Annotated in this window: 12 protein-coding genes; 8 read left to right on the forward strand and 4 right to left on the reverse strand. The window is 50.7% G+C overall.

What is annotated here, in order from left to right:
• Nucleotides 1–33: 33 nt before the first annotated feature.
• From F1728_RS02905 to F1728_RS02930, 6 genes are all read left to right on the forward strand, one after another.
• The gene (locus tag F1728_RS02905; RefSeq protein WP_145183607.1) at nucleotides 34–918 is read left to right on the forward strand and encodes an HAD family hydrolase; all 885 of its coding nucleotides are present in this window, start codon (nucleotides 34–36) and stop codon (nucleotides 916–918) included.
• 86 nt (nucleotides 919–1,004) lie between these two features.
• Nucleotides 1,005–2,441, forward strand: a complete 1,437-nt coding sequence (gnd, locus tag F1728_RS02910; RefSeq protein ID WP_155362824.1) for a decarboxylating NADP(+)-dependent phosphogluconate dehydrogenase — start codon at nucleotides 1,005–1,007, stop codon at nucleotides 2,439–2,441.
• 132 nt (nucleotides 2,442–2,573) lie between these two features.
• On the forward strand, nucleotides 2,574–3,308 hold the full coding sequence (locus F1728_RS02915) for an MBL fold metallo-hydrolase (protein ID WP_155362825.1): 735 nt from the start codon (nucleotides 2,574–2,576) through the stop codon (nucleotides 3,306–3,308).
• 55 nt (nucleotides 3,309–3,363) lie between these two features.
• Nucleotides 3,364–4,365: a methyltransferase domain-containing protein gene (locus tag F1728_RS02920; RefSeq protein ID WP_155362826.1), complete on the forward strand. Its 1,002-nt coding sequence runs from the start codon at nucleotides 3,364–3,366 to the stop codon at nucleotides 4,363–4,365.
• A gap of 339 nt (nucleotides 4,366–4,704) precedes the next feature.
• On the forward strand, nucleotides 4,705–5,664 hold the full coding sequence (locus F1728_RS02925) for a ferredoxin--NADP reductase (protein ID WP_155362827.1): 960 nt from the start codon (nucleotides 4,705–4,707) through the stop codon (nucleotides 5,662–5,664).
• A 576-nt stretch (nucleotides 5,665–6,240) separates the two neighbouring features.
• The gene (locus tag F1728_RS02930; RefSeq protein WP_145440492.1) at nucleotides 6,241–7,242 is read left to right on the forward strand and encodes an aldo/keto reductase; all 1,002 of its coding nucleotides are present in this window, start codon (nucleotides 6,241–6,243) and stop codon (nucleotides 7,240–7,242) included.
• 5 nt (nucleotides 7,243–7,247) lie between these two features.
• Here F1728_RS02930 and F1728_RS02935 read toward each other — a convergent pair whose 3' ends face one another.
• The gene (locus tag F1728_RS02935) at nucleotides 7,248–7,724 is read right to left on the reverse strand and encodes a tRNA (cytidine(34)-2'-O)-methyltransferase (protein WP_155362828.1); all 477 of its coding nucleotides are present in this window, start codon (nucleotides 7,722–7,724) and stop codon (nucleotides 7,248–7,250) included.
• Between the two features lie 244 nt (nucleotides 7,725–7,968).
• Here F1728_RS02935 and F1728_RS02940 point away from each other — a divergent pair, with 244 nt between their 5' ends.
• Nucleotides 7,969–11,517 (forward strand): class I tRNA ligase family protein, encoded by a 3,549-nt coding sequence (locus F1728_RS02940; protein WP_155362829.1) that lies wholly within the window; start codon nucleotides 7,969–7,971, stop codon nucleotides 11,515–11,517.
• Between the two features lie 66 nt (nucleotides 11,518–11,583).
• On the opposite strand, the gene F1728_RS02945 is transcribed toward F1728_RS02940, so the two are convergent.
• From F1728_RS02945 to F1728_RS02955, 3 genes are all read right to left on the reverse strand, one after another.
• Nucleotides 11,584–13,470, reverse strand: a complete 1,887-nt coding sequence (locus tag F1728_RS02945; protein WP_155362830.1) for a sulfatase-like hydrolase/transferase — start codon at nucleotides 13,468–13,470, stop codon at nucleotides 11,584–11,586.
• A 133-nt stretch (nucleotides 13,471–13,603) separates the two neighbouring features.
• On the reverse strand, nucleotides 13,604–15,172 hold the full coding sequence (locus tag F1728_RS02950; protein ID WP_155362831.1) for a PQQ-binding-like beta-propeller repeat protein: 1,569 nt from the start codon (nucleotides 15,170–15,172) through the stop codon (nucleotides 13,604–13,606).
• 179 nt (nucleotides 15,173–15,351) lie between these two features.
• Complete coding sequence (locus F1728_RS02955) at nucleotides 15,352–16,332, reverse strand: endonuclease/exonuclease/phosphatase family protein (RefSeq protein WP_194242660.1); 981 nt, start codon at nucleotides 16,330–16,332, stop codon at nucleotides 15,352–15,354.
• A gap of 247 nt (nucleotides 16,333–16,579) precedes the next feature.
• Here F1728_RS02955 and F1728_RS02960 point away from each other — a divergent pair, with 247 nt between their 5' ends.
• Nucleotides 16,580–17,047: a RidA family protein gene (locus F1728_RS02960; protein ID WP_155362833.1), complete on the forward strand. Its 468-nt coding sequence runs from the start codon at nucleotides 16,580–16,582 to the stop codon at nucleotides 17,045–17,047.
• Nucleotides 17,048–17,095 lie beyond the last annotated feature (48 nt).

The raw sequence follows: 17,095 nt of genomic DNA on the forward strand, positions 1-17,095 counted from the left end.
ACACAAGCTATTTAATACATACGGGAGACAATTGTGTCGGATAATCCTCTGGATACCAAGTTTGAGAAGAAGAGTGAGTTTCTGATCGGCATCGACTCAGACGGGTGTGCCTTCGATTCCATGGAAATAAAACACAAAGAGTGTTTCATTCCTAACTTTATCAACTATTTTGGCCTGCAACCCATTTCCAAGTATGCTCGTGAAGCGGCTGAGTTCACGAACCTCTACTCCAAATGGCGTGGGGCCAACCGTTTCATTTCCTACACTCTGGCTCTTGACCTGCTGGAAGAGCGCCCGGAAGTCATTTCCCGGAACGTCACGATTCCGCGTCTCCAGGGTGTGAGAGACTGGATCGAACGGGAAACCAAACTCGGTAATCCCACTCTGGCTGCCGAAGTTGAGAAAACCAAAGATGCTGACCTGGAACTGGCTCTGAAATGGTCACTTGCAGTCAACGAGATGATCGCCGATATGGTGCACGATGTGCCCCCTTATCCAAATGTTCGCGAAAGCCTCATCAAACTGGATCCGGTCGCTGACATGATTGTCTGCTCTGCGACTCCCAACGAAGCACTCAATAAAGAGTGGGAAGAACACGACATCGCACAATACGTTGATGCGATTTGCGGCCAGGAGGCAGGCAGCAAAAAAGAAACACTGGGTCAGGCAAAGAACTTTGGATACGAAGAAAATAAAGTCCTGATGATCGGCGATGCTCCCGGCGACATGAAAGCCGCGGAAGCTGTAGGAGCACTTTTCTACCCGATCAACCCTGGCGCAGAAGAAGCCAGTTGGGAACGTTTCATCGGCGAAGCCTGCGACAAATTCCTGAACGGTGAATTTGCAGGAGAATATCAGGCGAAACTGATTGCTGAATTCGACAGTTACCTGCCGGAACTCCCTCCCTGGAAGAAGTAAACCAGAGACGATCCTGAGCTCAGGAATGACATAACAGTCACAGTATCATTTAATCACAGAACATCATAAGCGAAGAAGAAATTTCCATGTCAAAACACGATATCGGCCTGGTCGGCCTGGCAGTGATGGGACAAAACCTGGTCTTGAATATGGCCAATCACGGTTATTCCGTTGGTGTATTCAACCGTACCACGAGCACCACAGACGAATTCGTCAGCCAGAAAACAGATGAACAGCAGATTACGGGTTACCATACCCTGCAAGAGCTGGTCGATAACCTGGCTACTCCTCGTAAAGTCATGCTGATGGTTAAAGCCGGCCCTGCTGTTGATGCCATTATCGACGACCTGAAAGGCATGCTCAGCCCTGGCGATATCATCATTGACGGTGGAAACACACACTTTGATGATACCAATCGACGGACCAAAGAAGTCGAAGATGCAGGACTCCTGTTTATCGGCACCGGTGTTTCCGGTGGTGAAGAAGGGGCACTCAAAGGCCCCAGCATCATGCCCGGTGGTTCCCCCGACGGCTGGCCTCACGTCAAATCGATTCTGCAGGATATCTCTGCCAAGGTTGGTGAAAACAACGATATTCCCTGCTGTGAATGGGTAGGAGAAGCGGGTGCCGGCCATTACGTGAAAATGGTTCACAACGGTATCGAATACGGTGATATGCAGCTGATCTGCGAATCATACTACATTCTGAAGCATGCCCTGGGCCTCACAAATGAAGAGCTCTACAAAGTCTTTGATGAATGGAATCGTGGCGAACTTGAAAGTTACCTGATCGAAATCACCCGCGATATCTTCACCGTCCTGGATGGAGAAACCGGTGACTATCTGGTCGATAAGATCCTGGACACCGCCAAACAGAAGGGTACCGGTAAGTGGATGAGCCAGCACGCTCTGGATCTGGGTGTTCCCACCACACTGATTACCGAAGCTGTTTACGCCCGTTGCCTGTCAGCCCAGAAAGAAGCACGCGTCCGGGCTTCGAAAATCCTGAGCGGTCCCGAGAAAAAATTCGAAGGTGACCGGGATCAGTTCATCGAAGACGTTCGCCAGGCACTCTACGCATCTAAACTGTGTAGCTACGCTCAAGGCTACGTACAGTTGAACTCCGCCGCAGAACACTTCGGCTGGAAACTCAACAACGGCGACATCGCTCTGCTCTGGCGTGGTGGTTGTATCATTCGCTCAACCTTCCTGCAGGACATTAAAGCCGCGTTCGACAAAAATCCGGAACTGGAAAACCTCCTGCTGGACGACTTCTTCCGCAATGCTGTTGAAAAAGCCCAGCCCAGCTGGCGTCGTGTTGTGGCCACTGCTGTCGAACTTGGCCTGCCAGTTCCCAGCTTCACAGCAGCTCTGAGCTACTATGATGGCTATCGTCAGGCACGACTGCCTGCCAACCTGCTGCAGGCTCAACGTGACTACTTCGGTGCTCACACCTATCAGCGGATTGACGAAGAAGGCACGTTCCACACCGACTGGATTCGTGAGCGTCGCCTCGATTCGTAAGCCCCTCAGCGGGTCTCTTCGAATCACCTGGCTGGTTCCACTGTAGCCAGACTATCCATTTGCCCGTTAATAAAGCCATAATAACACTTTATTAACGGGCATTTTCATGATGAGTGGTGAGGGAGTAAGACAATGCGTATCGTGTTGCTGGGAACAGGCGGATACCACCCGAATGATCGTCGACATACCGCCTGTCTGATGCTGCCGGAGTCCGGGATCATCTTTGATGCAGGAACCAGTTTCTTTCGCGTTCCCCAGTACATGCAAACCCGCGACCTGCAGATCTTTCTGACACACGCGCACCTGGACCATATTGTCGGACTCTCATTCTTTCTGGTTCCCATGCTGACCGGACAGGTTGATTCTGTCAAAGTCTATGGCGAAGCTTCCAAGCTGGATGCCATTCAGACTCACTTGTTCAGCGAAGAAATTTTCCCGCTGCTTCCCGATTACGAATTCATCACCCTACCTGAACAGGTCTCGGTTCCGGAGCAGGGCACTCTCCGTCACATCGACCTGGAACATCCAGGAGGGTCCGTCGGCTATCGAATCGACTGGCCCGGTCATTCTCTGGCTTACGTTACAGACACATCCCATCCTGATCAGCATCTTGAATTTGTCAAAGGTGTCGACCTGCTCATCCATGAATGTTATTTTCCAGACGAGCAGGCTGAATGGGCTGATAAAACCGGACACAGCCACACAACCCCTGTTGCACAACTGGCACGAGATGCCGGCGTTGGAAAGCTGGTACTGACACATATTGATCCTCAGCAGACCGGCGATGATCCGGTAGGAATTGAAGTTGCCCAGAAGATCTTTCCGAATACAATACTCGGTGAAGATCTGATGGAAATTGATTTTTAAGCCACGTCTCACACATACATGTTTCAACAAGCCAACTAAGAAGCACCTGAATTCCATGAAGAAAGAAACATCCCCGCAATCATTTCTTTCTCAGGAACTCCTCGAAATCTTACGGGATCCAACAGACGGCTCTCCTCTGGTTCTGGATGAATCACAAGCGAACCTCAATTCGCCAACCACAGAAAAAACGTATCCGGTTATAAATGGGATTCCTCGCTTTGTAGAGCAGGAGCATCTCTCCAGCTTCGGTCTGCAGTGGAACAAATATGAAGTCGCTCATGATGATGAAGACCAGGCGACATTTACAGCCAAAACCGGAATGGAGCTCAGCGACTTAAACGGTCTTCGCATCCTGGATGCAGGTTGCGGCGGAGGCCGTTACAGCAAGGTCGCTGCCGAGGCAGGGGGGATTGTCTTTGGTGCAGACCACACAACTGCAGTCGAAAAAGCGAATAAACTCTGCAGCCACCTCGATCAGGTACACCTGGTTCAAGCTGACTTGAAGCACCTCCCCTTTGAACCGGAGTCATTTGATTTCGTTTTTTCAATCGGCGTGATGCACCATGATAAAGATACCCGGGCCGTATTCGACGCAGTAGCCCGGATGGTCAAGCCGGGAGGTAAGTACTCCGTCTGGCTCTATCGGAAAAATCAATGGTGGCAGGAAGGCATCAATTCCGGGCTGCGAAAAATCACTACGCGCATGTCCCCGGAAAAACTGGAGCCCTGGTGCCGCCTGGGAGCATGGCTGGGTGGGATTCCTGTGATCAATAAAACCTTGAACAAGGTCGTGAATTTCAGCAACCACCCCAACTGGGAAAACCGGGTCTGCGATACCTTTGACTGGTTCGCGCCTGCTTACCAGTACCATCACACTGTAGACGAATTACAAGGCTGGTTTAAAGAAGCTGGTTTTGAACAGCTCAAAATACTCCCTCCGGAAAAAACAGGGAGTTTCTACCGCTGGTGCTATGATCACAATTTACTGATCGGCAGTGGCGTGAATGTCCAGGGAACAAAATCAGGAGAAAATCAGGCAGACAACAAGCCGTCTTGATTTTTCCGATCAGTACAGAATACGTGCCTTCCCTGACTGGAGTATTCAATACAGCATTCAAACTCGATTCGCTTCAATTGTGACAGTCTGAAACTATCAGATTTGATCTCCCGTGCTCCCTGCAGAAAGGGTAGATCAGCCTTGACAATCCGTTTCAAAAAAGTGATAGAGGAGTGAGCCTTTAGTTGCTATATACATCATTTTATCCTGTTGCTCAGCTCAATGTATGCCGTTCTTTGAAGTTGCAGATACAGAGTCAGGCCCAGCAGGTAAAATCCAGATAATTCAATATCCCCCACCAGTTGTACTGGTTTGGAATTAAGCGCCACAGGGAGAGTCATGAATCCATCGAATCCTCCGACCGGGCAATCGAATGCTGAAATAGAAGAACTACGCAACAAGTATTACAACGCAACAGTCCAAGATTTGCGCATGCCTCACGCGCATCTCATGATCATGCGTGTGAAGCCTGATGCAGAGGTTCCCCGCTTCTCAGGGGGCCAATATACAACCCTGGGCCTCGGTTCCTGGGAACATCGAGTCGATGGCGGACCTCTCGCAGAATTAGCGAAGCAGAAACTGATCCGCCGCGCATATTCGATTTCATGCCCTATGCTTGACGTCCAGGGAGATCTCCTGGCCAATGACGAGATTGATTACCTGGAATTTTATATCACTCTGGTTCTGCGGCCCGACACTGATGATCCACCGTTGACTCCCCGCCTGTTCAATCTGAAAGAAGGCGATCGACTGCATCTTGGTAAAAAACCGGTCGGCACATACACACTCAAACCAGTCGAACCTGAAGATAACGTCATTTTTGCCGGAACCGGAACTGGCGAGGCCCCGCATAATTCCATGACGATTGAATTACTCAAACGTGGACATACCGGGCAAATCGTATCAATGACTTGTGTTCGCTATCGAGGTGACCTGGGTTACCTCGATCAGCAGAAACAGTTGCAGGAAAAGTATCCGAACTACCACTACGGATCATTCACGACCCGTGAACCGGAAAATATCGATTCAAATCATCCTCAATACGTGGGGAAACAGTACCTGCAGGATATGATCGTACCGGAGAAATTCGAATCGCAGTTTGGCTGGTCGCCCGAACCTGGAAAGACACACGTTTTTCTCTGTGGCAATCCTTCCATGATTGGTCTACCCGAGAAAAACGATCAGGGAGAGTTGGTTTTCCCTGAATCCAAGGGGATGGTTGAACTGCTTACCGAGCAGGGATACAAACTCTCAACCCCGAAGAGCCCGGGAAATATCCACTTCGAGAAATACTGGTAAGCAAAAAAAGGGTGTCAATTACACCCCAGCGCATCGAAAACGGGGCCTGTCAATTCAGCCCCGTTTTTGCTAGGCGCATTACACACCTGTTTCGAAAGAAAACAGGGGGCAGCAGATTCACTGGTATTTTGTGATGTGCTTTGAAAAAGCAAATATTCCAGAACAGCGAATCTTTTTTATTCTGGTCCAGCCTGGCGACTAGTCCTTGCGGTGTCTGATCTTAGCTCTTGCACGTCGTTTTTTACGACCAATTTTTCGACGTCCTTTACCGGTCTTCTTGGTTCCCATTCGAAGCAATGCCTTTCGTATCTACTTCTAAAACTTAGAAAATTGAGATATTCACTCTCTGAATGCCGCAATCCACTCTAATCGTTCCTGATTTGAAGTGATTCTAGATCAGCGGCTGAGTTGTAAGTCCAAGGTGGAAAATACTATTTTAACAGGCATTGATCAAATCTTCAACCACTCATGTAACAGGAAATCACCTGTGCCTTGAGAAATCTGTTGCAAAACTCGAAGATAGACCAGCAGAAGACTGGCATTAAAAACCCTATTTCAACTTCAGGAACGACAATTATGGATTACCGTAACTTAGGAAAAGCTGGTGTACGTGTCTCTCCCGTCTGTCTGGGCACGATGATGTTCGGTGGCCCCACCAGCGAGGCTGACTCCATCTCCATCATGCATAAGGCCATTGATCAGGGAATCAACTTCTTCGACACCGCAAACATGTACAGTACAGGTGGCTCCGAAACCGTTGTCGGTAAGGCATTGGTCGACCGCCGTGATAAAGTCGTTCTGGCCACCAAAGGACGGGCGCCCATGGGAGATGGGCCCAACGATGCGGGAGCCAGCCGAGTTCATTTGATGCGGGAACTCGATCGCAGTCTGCAGCGGATGCAGACCGATTACGTCGATATCTATTATGTGCACACCCCCGACTATCAGACTCCGATCGAAGAAACGCTCCGCACTCTGGATGACATGGTCCGCTCTGGTAAGGTCCGCTATATCGCCTGCTCGAACTTCCGTGCCTGGCGTTTAGCCGAGGCTCTCTGGACGAGCGATGTGCGCAACCTATATTCCTTCAGTTGTGTTCAGCCGCTTTACAACATCATGAACCGAGACATCGAAGTGGAACTGCTGCCACTCTGTCAGGAGAAGGGGATCGGTGTTGTCAGTTACAGTCCGCTGGCACGTGGCATCCTGACGGGTAAGTACCAGGCCGGCAAACCATTCCCGGAAGGCAGTCGGGCCTCCCGCAATGATAAGCGGATGAACGAAGCGGAACTTCGCGATGTCAGCATCGAACTTTCGCAGGAAATCTCAGCCTATTGCGACAAAAAAGGCGTTTCGATGACGAATTTCGCGCTCGCCTGGTGCCTGGCCAATCCTATTCTGACATCGATCATCATTGGTCCGCGCACCATGGAACAGTATGAAGATAACATGGGATGCCTCGACGTTGAAATCACAGCCGAAGACGAAGAATTCATCAACTCACTGGTTCCCCCGGGAGAACACAGCGGAAAAGGTTTCCAGGATCCGCAGTATCCGGTAACGGGCCGCGGCAAATAATCGATTCAGGGAAGTCCCCCGAACTGACGGACTGCTTCGTACATGACGGTATTCGCTGTACTGGCAAGATTGAGACTGCGGACCTCTTCATACATCGGCAGTTTCAGATTACATTCGGGGGACGCGTCCCTGACGCTGGGAGGCAGACCATTACTTTCGCTTCCGAACAGGAGGACGTGTCCTGGCTCAAATTCAGCATCCCAGAGCAATCGGGTTGCGAACTTGGTCAGCTTCCACCATGTCCTGTCAGAGAGCCGTTCCTGTACCTCCTGCAGGCTGTCAACAGCTTCCCAGTTCAGGTGTTGCCAGTAATCCATCCCGGCTCGCCTCAAATGTTTTGCGTCCAGTTTGAACCCCAGGGGACGAACGAGCCAGAGTTTCGCTCCCACCGCCACGCAGGTGCGACCGATATTCCCTGTATTTTGCGGGATATCCGGCTGATAGAGGACGACATGCATCAGGGGTTCAGAGGAAGATGACATTCAGGTACTCAAACTGGTAAAAAACTGACAAAACAGTTACAAATACGAATTTACAGCACTCGCAAGCCAGCGCTGACTATGTAATACTTAACGCATTCCCGTTATTATACTTCTGCTTATCGCAGGTACGCGTCAGCGTAATGAATCATTATTTGAAATGGTACTGACAGTAGTTCCTGCTGCTGATCTTTTTCCAAATTCCCACAAACCGATTTCAGACCAGAAAACACAATAAGATCTTCCGATGTTTCAAAAAGTTACTGATGCCAGCTTCATCAAAGGTGAACACGAAATCCTCAAATTCTGGGAAGAGAACCAGACGTTTACCCAGCTCCGCCGGAAGAATCAGGGAAAACCCAAATGGAGTTTTCTTGACGGTCCGATGACCGCCAACAACCCCATGGGCGTGCACCATGCCTGGGGAAGAACCTACAAAGACGCCTATCAACGCTATTACGCGATGACGGGCCATGAACTCCGCTACCAGAACGGCTTCGACTGTCAGGGGCTCTGGGTTGAAGTGGAGGTCGAAAAAGAGCTGGGATATGGCACCAAACAGGAAATCGTTTCTCACGGGATCGATAAATTCGTCAACGAATGTAAAAAGCGGGTACTGAAGTTCGCCGCTCGTCAGACCGAGCAGTCTGTACGACTGGGCTTCTGGATGGACTGGGACAATCCAGATCAGTTACGCGAGCTGGCGCAGTCCGTTGGTGAAGAGACCGAAGTTACCATCACCACCCCCAGCGGAAAACAGGTGACTGACCGGGCAGACATGCTGGTCTCACGTCTGGGGAATGCGGAATGGGGCGGAAGCTACTTCACCTTCTCCACGGAAAACAATGAAACCATCTGGACCTTCCTCAAGAAGTGCTATGAACGGGGGAAGGTTTATCGAGGACATGACGTGATGCCCTGGTCCGGACGCGGGGGCAGTGCCTACAGCCAGATGGAAGTGGCCGATGGTCGTAAGCTCTCTGTCCACAAATCCATCTTCGTCCGCTTCCCACTGAAAGACCGGGAAAACGAATTCCTGCTGATCTGGACCACCACCCCTTGGACATTGACCAGTAACGTGGCAGCAGCGATCAATCCGGATCTGGAATACGTCAAACTCAAGGCGAAAAAAGACGATGCGATTTACTACTTCGCCAAGGACAACCTCGAGTATCAGCGACTGAGTCGTGAGTACAAAGAAGGCTTTGGACGCCCCGAGTGGTCCTGGCCCAAAGATGTTCCCAAACTGAAAACCCTGGCTCAGATTTTCAAAGAGCAGGGGGGATATGAGATTGTCGACACCATCAAAGGTGCAGAGATGGTGGGCTGGGAATACACAGGTCCTTTCGATAATCTGCCTGCACAACAGACTCCCGGCGGATACCCCAGTGACGATAATCTGCTGAATCAAAGTGGAATTTCCTGCCACAAGGTTGTCGATGGTGGACGCGATTTTAAAGGAAACCCGCATGTAGTCGCCGGTGAGGGAACCGGGATCGTACATACCGCCCCTGGCTGTGGTGATGTCGACCACCAGCTTGGCAAACAACTCGGGCTGGTCGCGATTGCACCGCTGGGCGAAGATGGTCGGTTCGAGGAGGGCTTTGGCGAATTCACTGGAATGGAAGCCATCGATCCTGCGACTCCGGAACTGGTCTTCGAAAAGCTCAAAGAGAAAGGCCTGCTGGTTTCAGTCGAACAGTACCCCCACATCTATCCGCATTGCTGGCGGACGGGCGATGAACTGATTTTCCGCCTGGTAGATGAATGGTTCATTAACATGGACTGGCGCGAAGAGATCAAAGATATCACCCGCCAGATCGACTGGGTCCCTTCCAGTATCGATGGGGAGCAGCACGAACTCGAATGGCTGACCAACATGCGCGACTGGATGGTCTCCAAAAAACGATTCTGGGGCCTGGCACTGCCGATCTGGGTAGACGAGGAAACTGGTGATTTCGAAGTCATTGGATCCCTTGATGAACTCAAGGAACGTGCTGTAGAAGGTTGGGAAGCACTCGAGGGGCACACGCCGCATCGCCCCTGGATCGATCAGGTGAAACTGAAAAACCCCAAGACCGGGAACCTGATGACCCGTATTCCGGATGTGGGAAATCCCTGGCTGGATGCAGGCATCGTGCCTTTCTCCACAATGCAATACAACACCAACCCGGAAGAGTGGGAGAAATGGTATCCGGCTGACCTGGTCACCGAATGTTTCCCCGGTCAGTTCCGCAACTGGTTCTATGCCCTGTTATCGATGGCCACCATGATGGATGGGACTCCTCCATTCAAAACACTGCTGGGATATCGCCTGGTGTTGAATGAGGAAGGCAAACCTATGCACAAATCAGATGGAACCGCCATCTGGTTTGAAGAAGCAGCCGAGCAATTGGGCGTCGACACAATGCGCTGGATGTACCTGGCACATAACCCCGCCAGCGATCTGCGTTTTGGAATGCGGAACCCGGACGAGCAGGTCACGCTGGAGACTCCGGAAGGCCCGATCTCAGAGACCCGCGAAGGAGCACCAACCTGTCTGGTTGAGAGTAAACCTGCCGACGAAATCCGTCGCCAGGTATTAATCCCTCTCTGGAACTCCTACGCATTCTTTGTGAACTACGCACGGCTGGATGAATTTGATCCTTCACAGGCTGCCGTTCCTGTTGCAGATCGTCCTGAAATTGACCGCTGGATTCTGTCCAACCTGCAGGCTCTGCTGGTCTCTGCCAAGACCGAGATCGAAGCCTACAATTATGCCGGCTTCCTCAAGAATGCGACAACGTTTATTGACGATCTTTCCAACTGGTATATCCGTCGGAACCGTCGTCGATTCTGGCGTTCACAGGATGCCAATGACACAGACAAACTGGCTGCCTACCAGACTCTTTATGAAGTTCTGGTCACGCTTTCGCAGGCACTGGCTCCGGTCATCCCGTTCCTGACCGAACGCATTTATCAGAACCTGGTAACCAGTTGGGATAAGAGTGCTCCCACCAGCGTGCACCTTTGTGATTTTCCCACCTGTGACACCACACTGCTGGATGAGAAACTCAACTTCCGCTCAGCTCAGGCTCAGATTATGGTCAAGCTGGGACACAAGCTGCGGGATGAATCGAATCAGCGTGTCCGTCAGCCGCTGGCCGAGTTACGCTATGCCTGCCAAACCCCAGAACAGGCTGAAGCGATTGAAAGCCTCGCCAGTACTGTGGAAGAGGAACTGAATATTAAGCAGGTTACCCGTTGTGAAAACCTGGATGAACTGGTCAGCTACACATATAAACCGAACCTGAAAACACTGGGTCCCAAATTCGGAAAACTGCTCGGGGTGTTGCGTAAGGAACTTCCCGAACTGGGCGATGATGTTCTGGGCCCCCTGAGACGCGGTGAATCGGTTTCACTGGAACTGGCGGGCAACCAGATCGATCTGGAACCGGACGATGTTCTGGTGGGAACAGAACAGGCTGCAGACTGGGCTAGTGCCGACGAGCAGGGGATCCAGATTGCGATCTCGACGAAACTAACACCGGAGCTGGAACAGGAAGGGATGGCCCGTGACTTCGTTCGCCAGATTCAACAGCTTCGCAAAGAAGCCGATCTGGAAATCGAAGATCGGATCATTGTCACATATGATTCGCAGGGGGCAGCAGAGATCGAACAGGCTGTTTCCAACTGGACTGATTACATCCTGGGAGAAACCCTCGGAGATCAGCTGGATCAGTCTCAGAGCCTGACGGATGGCAAAGAAGTCACCATCGGAAATGTGAAGGCCCTGATTACAATTCAGAAAGTGTAAATCAGCTGAATAGAAGGAGTGTCAACGTTACATCGATTTCACGTTGACACTCCATTTTCGACTTATTTACTTGTTCTGTCCCTGTTGTTCCTGAAGCCGTTCGACCAGTCGTCCCACATAGCTTTGCAGTCGACGATTAACCTGATCATTCTTCACAGGCAGATTAGCGATCTGTTCCTTCACAGCAGCGACCTTTTTTGGTCCCAGTTTATCCAGTCCATTCAGAGCCAGCATCGCGACATAGAGTCCATCTTTCTTCTGATTCGCGAGGGAAATCAGTGTTTCGACGCCTGCGTTGACATCCTGCTGATTTCCGTAGCGTCCCAGAGCCTCCGCGGCGATGCACCGTACAGACTTCGATGAATCCTGCAACGCGGCTCTCAACTGCGGTGCAGCCTGCTGCACTGCCTGTTTGCCTCGAATCAGAAAGCCCATCGCGGCCCAGTAGCGAACGACATCATTCTCATCTTTGAGGCCAGCCAGCAGCTCTGCCTGGGCATTCGTTTTTTGCGATGAGGCCAGATCCGCCATCGATAGAATCTCGGGCAGAGGATACAACTCGGAACTATGTCCGATCAGATAGGGTGCCTTCCCATCCGCCAGTCGATGAATTTCCGCCTCCGGCATGAAGCCCAGATCACGAATCGCCAGCAGTTTCTGATGCTGTGCTTTGCGAAGTTCATTCAAGACTTCCTGATGCTCGTCAGAATCGACCAGGTTTTTGACTTCGTCCTGGTCGTTCTGTAGATCGTAAAGCTCATCAGATGGCTTCGTTTCCCAGAAATAAGTTTGAGGTGGGACAAGTTCTCCCGCATCATACATGCGTTTCCAGACCTGAGTGGTCGGTGTCTGGAACATGTAATTCAGGTACTGGCCATATTCCTTGTGTGGCATATAGTTACGAATGTAAACAAAACGCTTGTTACGCACGGACCGCACCAGATCGTAGCGTTCATCCATTCTGCCCCGAAACCCGAACAGGTAGTCCTGAGGCTTGGTTTGATATTGTCCCAGAAAAGCATACCCCTGCATGTGTTCGGGAGGTTCGATTCCAGTCAAACTTAACAATGTTGGTGCAAAATCAACAAAGCTGACCAGACGATCCGACTCTCCATCAGTCCGATAATCGGGGGAAGCCAGACTGCGGAACTTAGGAGGAATGTAGATCACCAGTGGCACCTGCAGCCCCGAGTTATAAGGCCAACGTTTGCTGCGCGGCATTCCAGAGCCATGGTCGCCGTAATAAAAGATGATCGTATCATCCGCCAGACCTGCTTCTGCCAGTTCCTTGAGGTTTTTCCCCACCAGCGCGTCCATTTCCGTTATACGATCGTAGTATTGCGCCCAGTCGTGACGCACTTCCGGCGTATCCGGATGATAGGCTGGGACTCGTGCTTTCGCAGGATCATGAACCAGAGTATGAGGCCGGTTCCGGATTTTACTCTCATGACTGATGGTGTGATTAAAGACGGCAAAGAAAGGTTGTCCGGGCTTACGATTTTTCCAGTGAGCCTTCCGGCTGGATTCGTCCCAGATCTTTCCCACAGATTCGACGTTATAATCTTCCTTGCTGTTATTGGTACAGTAATAACCGGCTTTACGCAGGTACTGTGGATACATCAGAAACTGTTTCGGAAGCTTGACCATACTTCGCATATGTTCGGCCCCCAGGCAAGTCGGATACATCCCGGTAATCAGCGTGGTCCGGGCTGGAGCGCAGACCGGGGCATTCGACCAGCAATTGAGATAGATCGTTCCCCGCGAAGCGAGTTTATCGATATGGGGAGTATCCGCGTATTCATCCCCATAACAGCCGAGGTGGGGACCATTGTCTTCACTGGTAATCCACAATACGTTGGGGCGGACGTTCTCAGAATCCGCTGCTGATAACGTGGTGACGGATCCCAAAACCAGAGCCAGCACGATCGCACTGAGGAACGCACCGATTATCATTTGCTGAGCACTTCTAAGCTGCATAGATCTCACTTTCAATTCTAAACCGGTAAAACAGACGCCCCACTTTCAGAGAGTCTGTGAATTCTTTTTCTTACTGAGTTATGTCGTGCAGTCACAAATAGGCTGCCGACTACTGACCACGTACATCGTAGCAGAGCAGTAGATCCTGATCGCGCAGAAAAAGCTTCCCGTCAGCGACGACTGGATGCGGCCAGGCTGGCTTTCCAGTCCGTTGCGGCTGATCAAAGCGTCCTTTTTCCACATATGCTTTAGTGTTCACCTCGACAAGGGCGACGGGCCCCTTCTCACTACGCATGTAAATATGGCCGTCAGCACAAGTCAGAGCCCCTTTTCCTACCGAACGATCCTGCCAGACGGTCTCACCGTTTCTGAGGTTGATACATGTGAGAACCCCTGGATCGCTCGATCCATAAAGATAACCGTCGATCTGGACCATCCCACCATGATGATTTTTCATATCGGGAGTAAAGAAACCCAACTGCGCAGTGACCCGATTCTGGGCAGCCGACAACTTAAGCAGCGCCCCTCCGGTTCCATAGCCTGAAGCGTAAAACACGGAACTCATCTCAGGATAAAAAACGGGGGCAGAACAGTTGGCGGTCTTATTCGCCGCCCGATCATTGCCCCAGAGAGGCGTTCCGTTTTCGGCCGCAATTCCCATGACTCCCGAGTGGGTGAAATTTACGTATTGCTCGACACCTCCAACATCTATTTTGATCGGTGAAGCATATCCAGCCTGTGGATTGGAGGGCACTGCCGATTTCCAGATCAGACTGCCATCCTGCTTTTTCAGTGCAACCATGGTCGCGCCCTGTCCTCCAGGTGTGCAAATCAGCTTATCGCCATCGATGAGAGGAGATTCGCTGATCCCCCAGACGATATTTCTGGCTGAAAACTCCTGCAGAATATTCTTTGACCACTCGGGGTTTCCATCCCGTACGGAGAGGCAGGCAAGATTCCCATTCGCTCCCAGGGCATAAACCAGGTTGCCATCAACAGTTGGAGTGGAGCGTGGTCCATTTCCCTGGTTATTCTGAAAGATCGGTCCATTGGACTGCGACCAGACAATTTCCCCCGTATTCAGATCGATAGCAAATACTGTTTCTTCGTTGGCTTTGGTTCCCATGGTAAAAACCAGATTGCCACTGAGTGAGACGGAAGAATATCCTTCGCCCAGCCCGCGAGCAGTCCATAGGAGTTTGGGTGGGTTTTGGCTCCAATCCTTCAGCAGCCCGGTCTCTGTGGAAATATTAGCCCGGTTCGGACCTCGAAACTGCGTCCATCCCTGATTTCCTGCAGGACTGGCGTCAGAAGTAGTTCCCTTCTGGCTGGTTTTCATTTCTTTACGGGGACGTTCCAACGGGGGTTTTGTTTTAGGCTCCAGAGACTCCCGAACTGAAAAACGAGTAATCTTGCCAGAACTGTCAGTAAAAACAGTGGCTCGCTGTCCTGTTTTGAACTGATCGAAAGCAGCATTTTTTCCGTTGAAAGTAATCGGAATCGAAGCAGGGACGGTAAAACTTTTTTCTTTTCCACCCGAATTTTTGATCACCACCTGTTGTTGATCAGCAGAGATTGACTGGATTTCCCCACTGAAAATCGCTGCATCAACCGGGGATTCCAGCAGCATCAAATTGAACAGACAACACACCAGACTAAACAGACAGATCGATCGCATGAGAAACCTCTTTGAATCGGGAGAAAGCGTCTGACTTCCGTTTGCACTGCTGACCAGCAGGCAGGATCCTGTATCGATTGTACTGAAATTAATTCACGGTATGAAGCAGGAAAGCAGATTTGTCCATGAATGGCAGCCTTTTCTGACGGCCCTGTAGGGCACAGGACAAATGGTCCCTTTCAGTCAGCAGGTTTACCCCAAGCAGGCGCTGTCTGTAGTAAAAGATCAGCAACAACAGGGCGATGATCCGAGTACCAGGTCCAGCGATTTTCAGAAGAACTTACCCGGAAAAACGAATTGACCCAGATCCCATCCAGATCCAGTACAGGCAAGGGCAGAGGCCAGGTCGCATTGTAACCCTCGCCGGCATCTTCGAATGAGTTTCGACAGAGTTTCCGCAGTGGATTGAAATGGACGGAGTCTCCGGGAGTATTGAAATCTCCCACTATTAAAACAGGATTTTCTTTCTGCTGGGCAACTTCCTCTGCGAGCTTCTGAAGTGCCTCTTTGCGGGATCTGAGAATATCGCTGTTGATATCCACCAGGTAAACCACAAAAGCCTCTGAAACCGCGGAAGCCCCAGACTGCGACACATCAGCCTTGAGATTAATTTTGAGATAACGCCCCATCCGGCCGAAGTTCCCGAATTCACTCGCGATCGTGGGGAAGCGAGACAAGAGCATAAAGCCATTTTTTCCAGCTTGAAAACGGTACCCCGGAAACGACTTTTCCCAGAACTCCTGATCCGTGGATGAATAAGATTCCACTTCCACTAATGCCACCAGATCCGCATCAACACGCTTGATCTCCTGAACCATATTTTTAATGCTCCAGAGCTGATCTCCAACATTCCAGAACAGCACACGCAAAGGCATTGAATCCGCTTCCAACACAGGATTCGCAGTGTGATGCTTCTGAAACTGTTTCTGGTAGCACCACACGCCGGTTAACGCTCCCATTAAGAGCCAGATCAGAGCCAGACGGTGCCAGCGAATCCAGAGAGTCAGTACTGAAAGAAAGACCGCTCCTGTGCTTATCAGAATCAGGGGAGAGATATAGAAAATCAAAGTAGAAATCGTCCCCCCCGAGTCTCGGAATGTCAGGCGTACGATCAAGGCTAAAACCCAAAAGACTGACATGACAACAGCCAGAGGTTTCATCAGCCATATTCCCCTGCAGGCTGGTCTCCCAGGCTCTGACTGACCTTCACCATCTTGCTCAACGAGCTTTTCTGAGTTCATGTTTACCTGTTATTCCTGACAACACCAAAAGATCGGAAAACAAATTCAATTGATTCTGTAATTCTGATTCTGGATGAATTCCCTGGAAATATGTTATTATCACGCTACTAATGACATCATGTAACGTGTCAACTTCGACCTTTTTTACCAGAGGGATTATTACAAGATGAGCCAAACCCCCGAAGAGCGAATTCAGGAACTGGGCCAGACTCTGCCAACTCCGCCAAAGGCTGTAGGATCATACATTCCAGCCACCCAGTTTGGAAATGTGATTGTCACCAGTGGTCAGCTTCCTTTTATTGGTTCAGATCTGATGTTCAAAGGGAAAATTGGTGGGGACCATCTACATGAAGATGACGGGGCCAATGCTGCCTGCCTGTGCCTGATGAACGCCCTGGCGCAGGTCAAAGCCGTAGCGGGAGAACTCTCCCGAATCAAACGGATCATTCGCCTGGAAGGTTATGTCCATTCTGTACCGGGTTTTGATCGTCAGCCTTATGTTTTAAATGCCGCCTCTCAGCTTCTAACCGATATTTTCGGAGATCAAGGTAAACACACACGTGTTGCTCTGGGGATTGCGGAGATGCCCCTGGAAGCAGCGGTGCAACTGGCGCTCTGGGTTGAAATCGAATAATCCCCTCAATCTTTTTACCGCCTGCCCGAATGAAGTTCAGTGCGATTG

This window comes from Gimesia benthica (assembly GCF_009720525.1).
Lineage (GTDB): Bacteria > Planctomycetota > Planctomycetia > Planctomycetales > Planctomycetaceae > Gimesia > Gimesia benthica.

Bases quoted from the DNA above. Each gene is read 5' to 3' on its own strand.
- F1728_RS02920 (WP_155362826.1), top strand. From the start codon at position 3,364: ATGAAGAAAGAAACATCCCCGCAATCATTTCTTTCTCAGGAACTCCTC.
- F1728_RS02935 (WP_155362828.1), bottom strand. From the start codon at position 7,724: ATGTCATCTTCCTCTGAACCCCTGATGCATGTCGTCCTCTATCAGCCG.
- gnd (WP_155362824.1), top strand. From the start codon at position 1,005: ATGTCAAAACACGATATCGGCCTGGTCGGCCTGGCAGTGATGGGACAA.
- F1728_RS02960 (WP_155362833.1), top strand. From the start codon at position 16,580: ATGAGCCAAACCCCCGAAGAGCGAATTCAGGAACTGGGCCAGACTCTG.
- F1728_RS02930 (WP_145440492.1), top strand. From the start codon at position 6,241: ATGGATTACCGTAACTTAGGAAAAGCTGGTGTACGTGTCTCTCCCGTC.
- F1728_RS02925 (WP_155362827.1), top strand. From the start codon at position 4,705: ATGAATCCATCGAATCCTCCGACCGGGCAATCGAATGCTGAAATAGAA.
- F1728_RS02950 (WP_155362831.1), bottom strand. From the start codon at position 15,172: ATGCGATCGATCTGTCTGTTTAGTCTGGTGTGTTGTCTGTTCAATTTG.
- F1728_RS02955 (WP_194242660.1), bottom strand. From the start codon at position 16,332: ATGAAACCTCTGGCTGTTGTCATGTCAGTCTTTTGGGTTTTAGCCTTG.
- F1728_RS02945 (WP_155362830.1), bottom strand. From the start codon at position 13,470: ATGATAATCGGTGCGTTCCTCAGTGCGATCGTGCTGGCTCTGGTTTTG.
- F1728_RS02915 (WP_155362825.1), top strand. From the start codon at position 2,574: ATGCGTATCGTGTTGCTGGGAACAGGCGGATACCACCCGAATGATCGT.
- F1728_RS02940 (WP_155362829.1), top strand. From the start codon at position 7,969: ATGTTTCAAAAAGTTACTGATGCCAGCTTCATCAAAGGTGAACACGAA.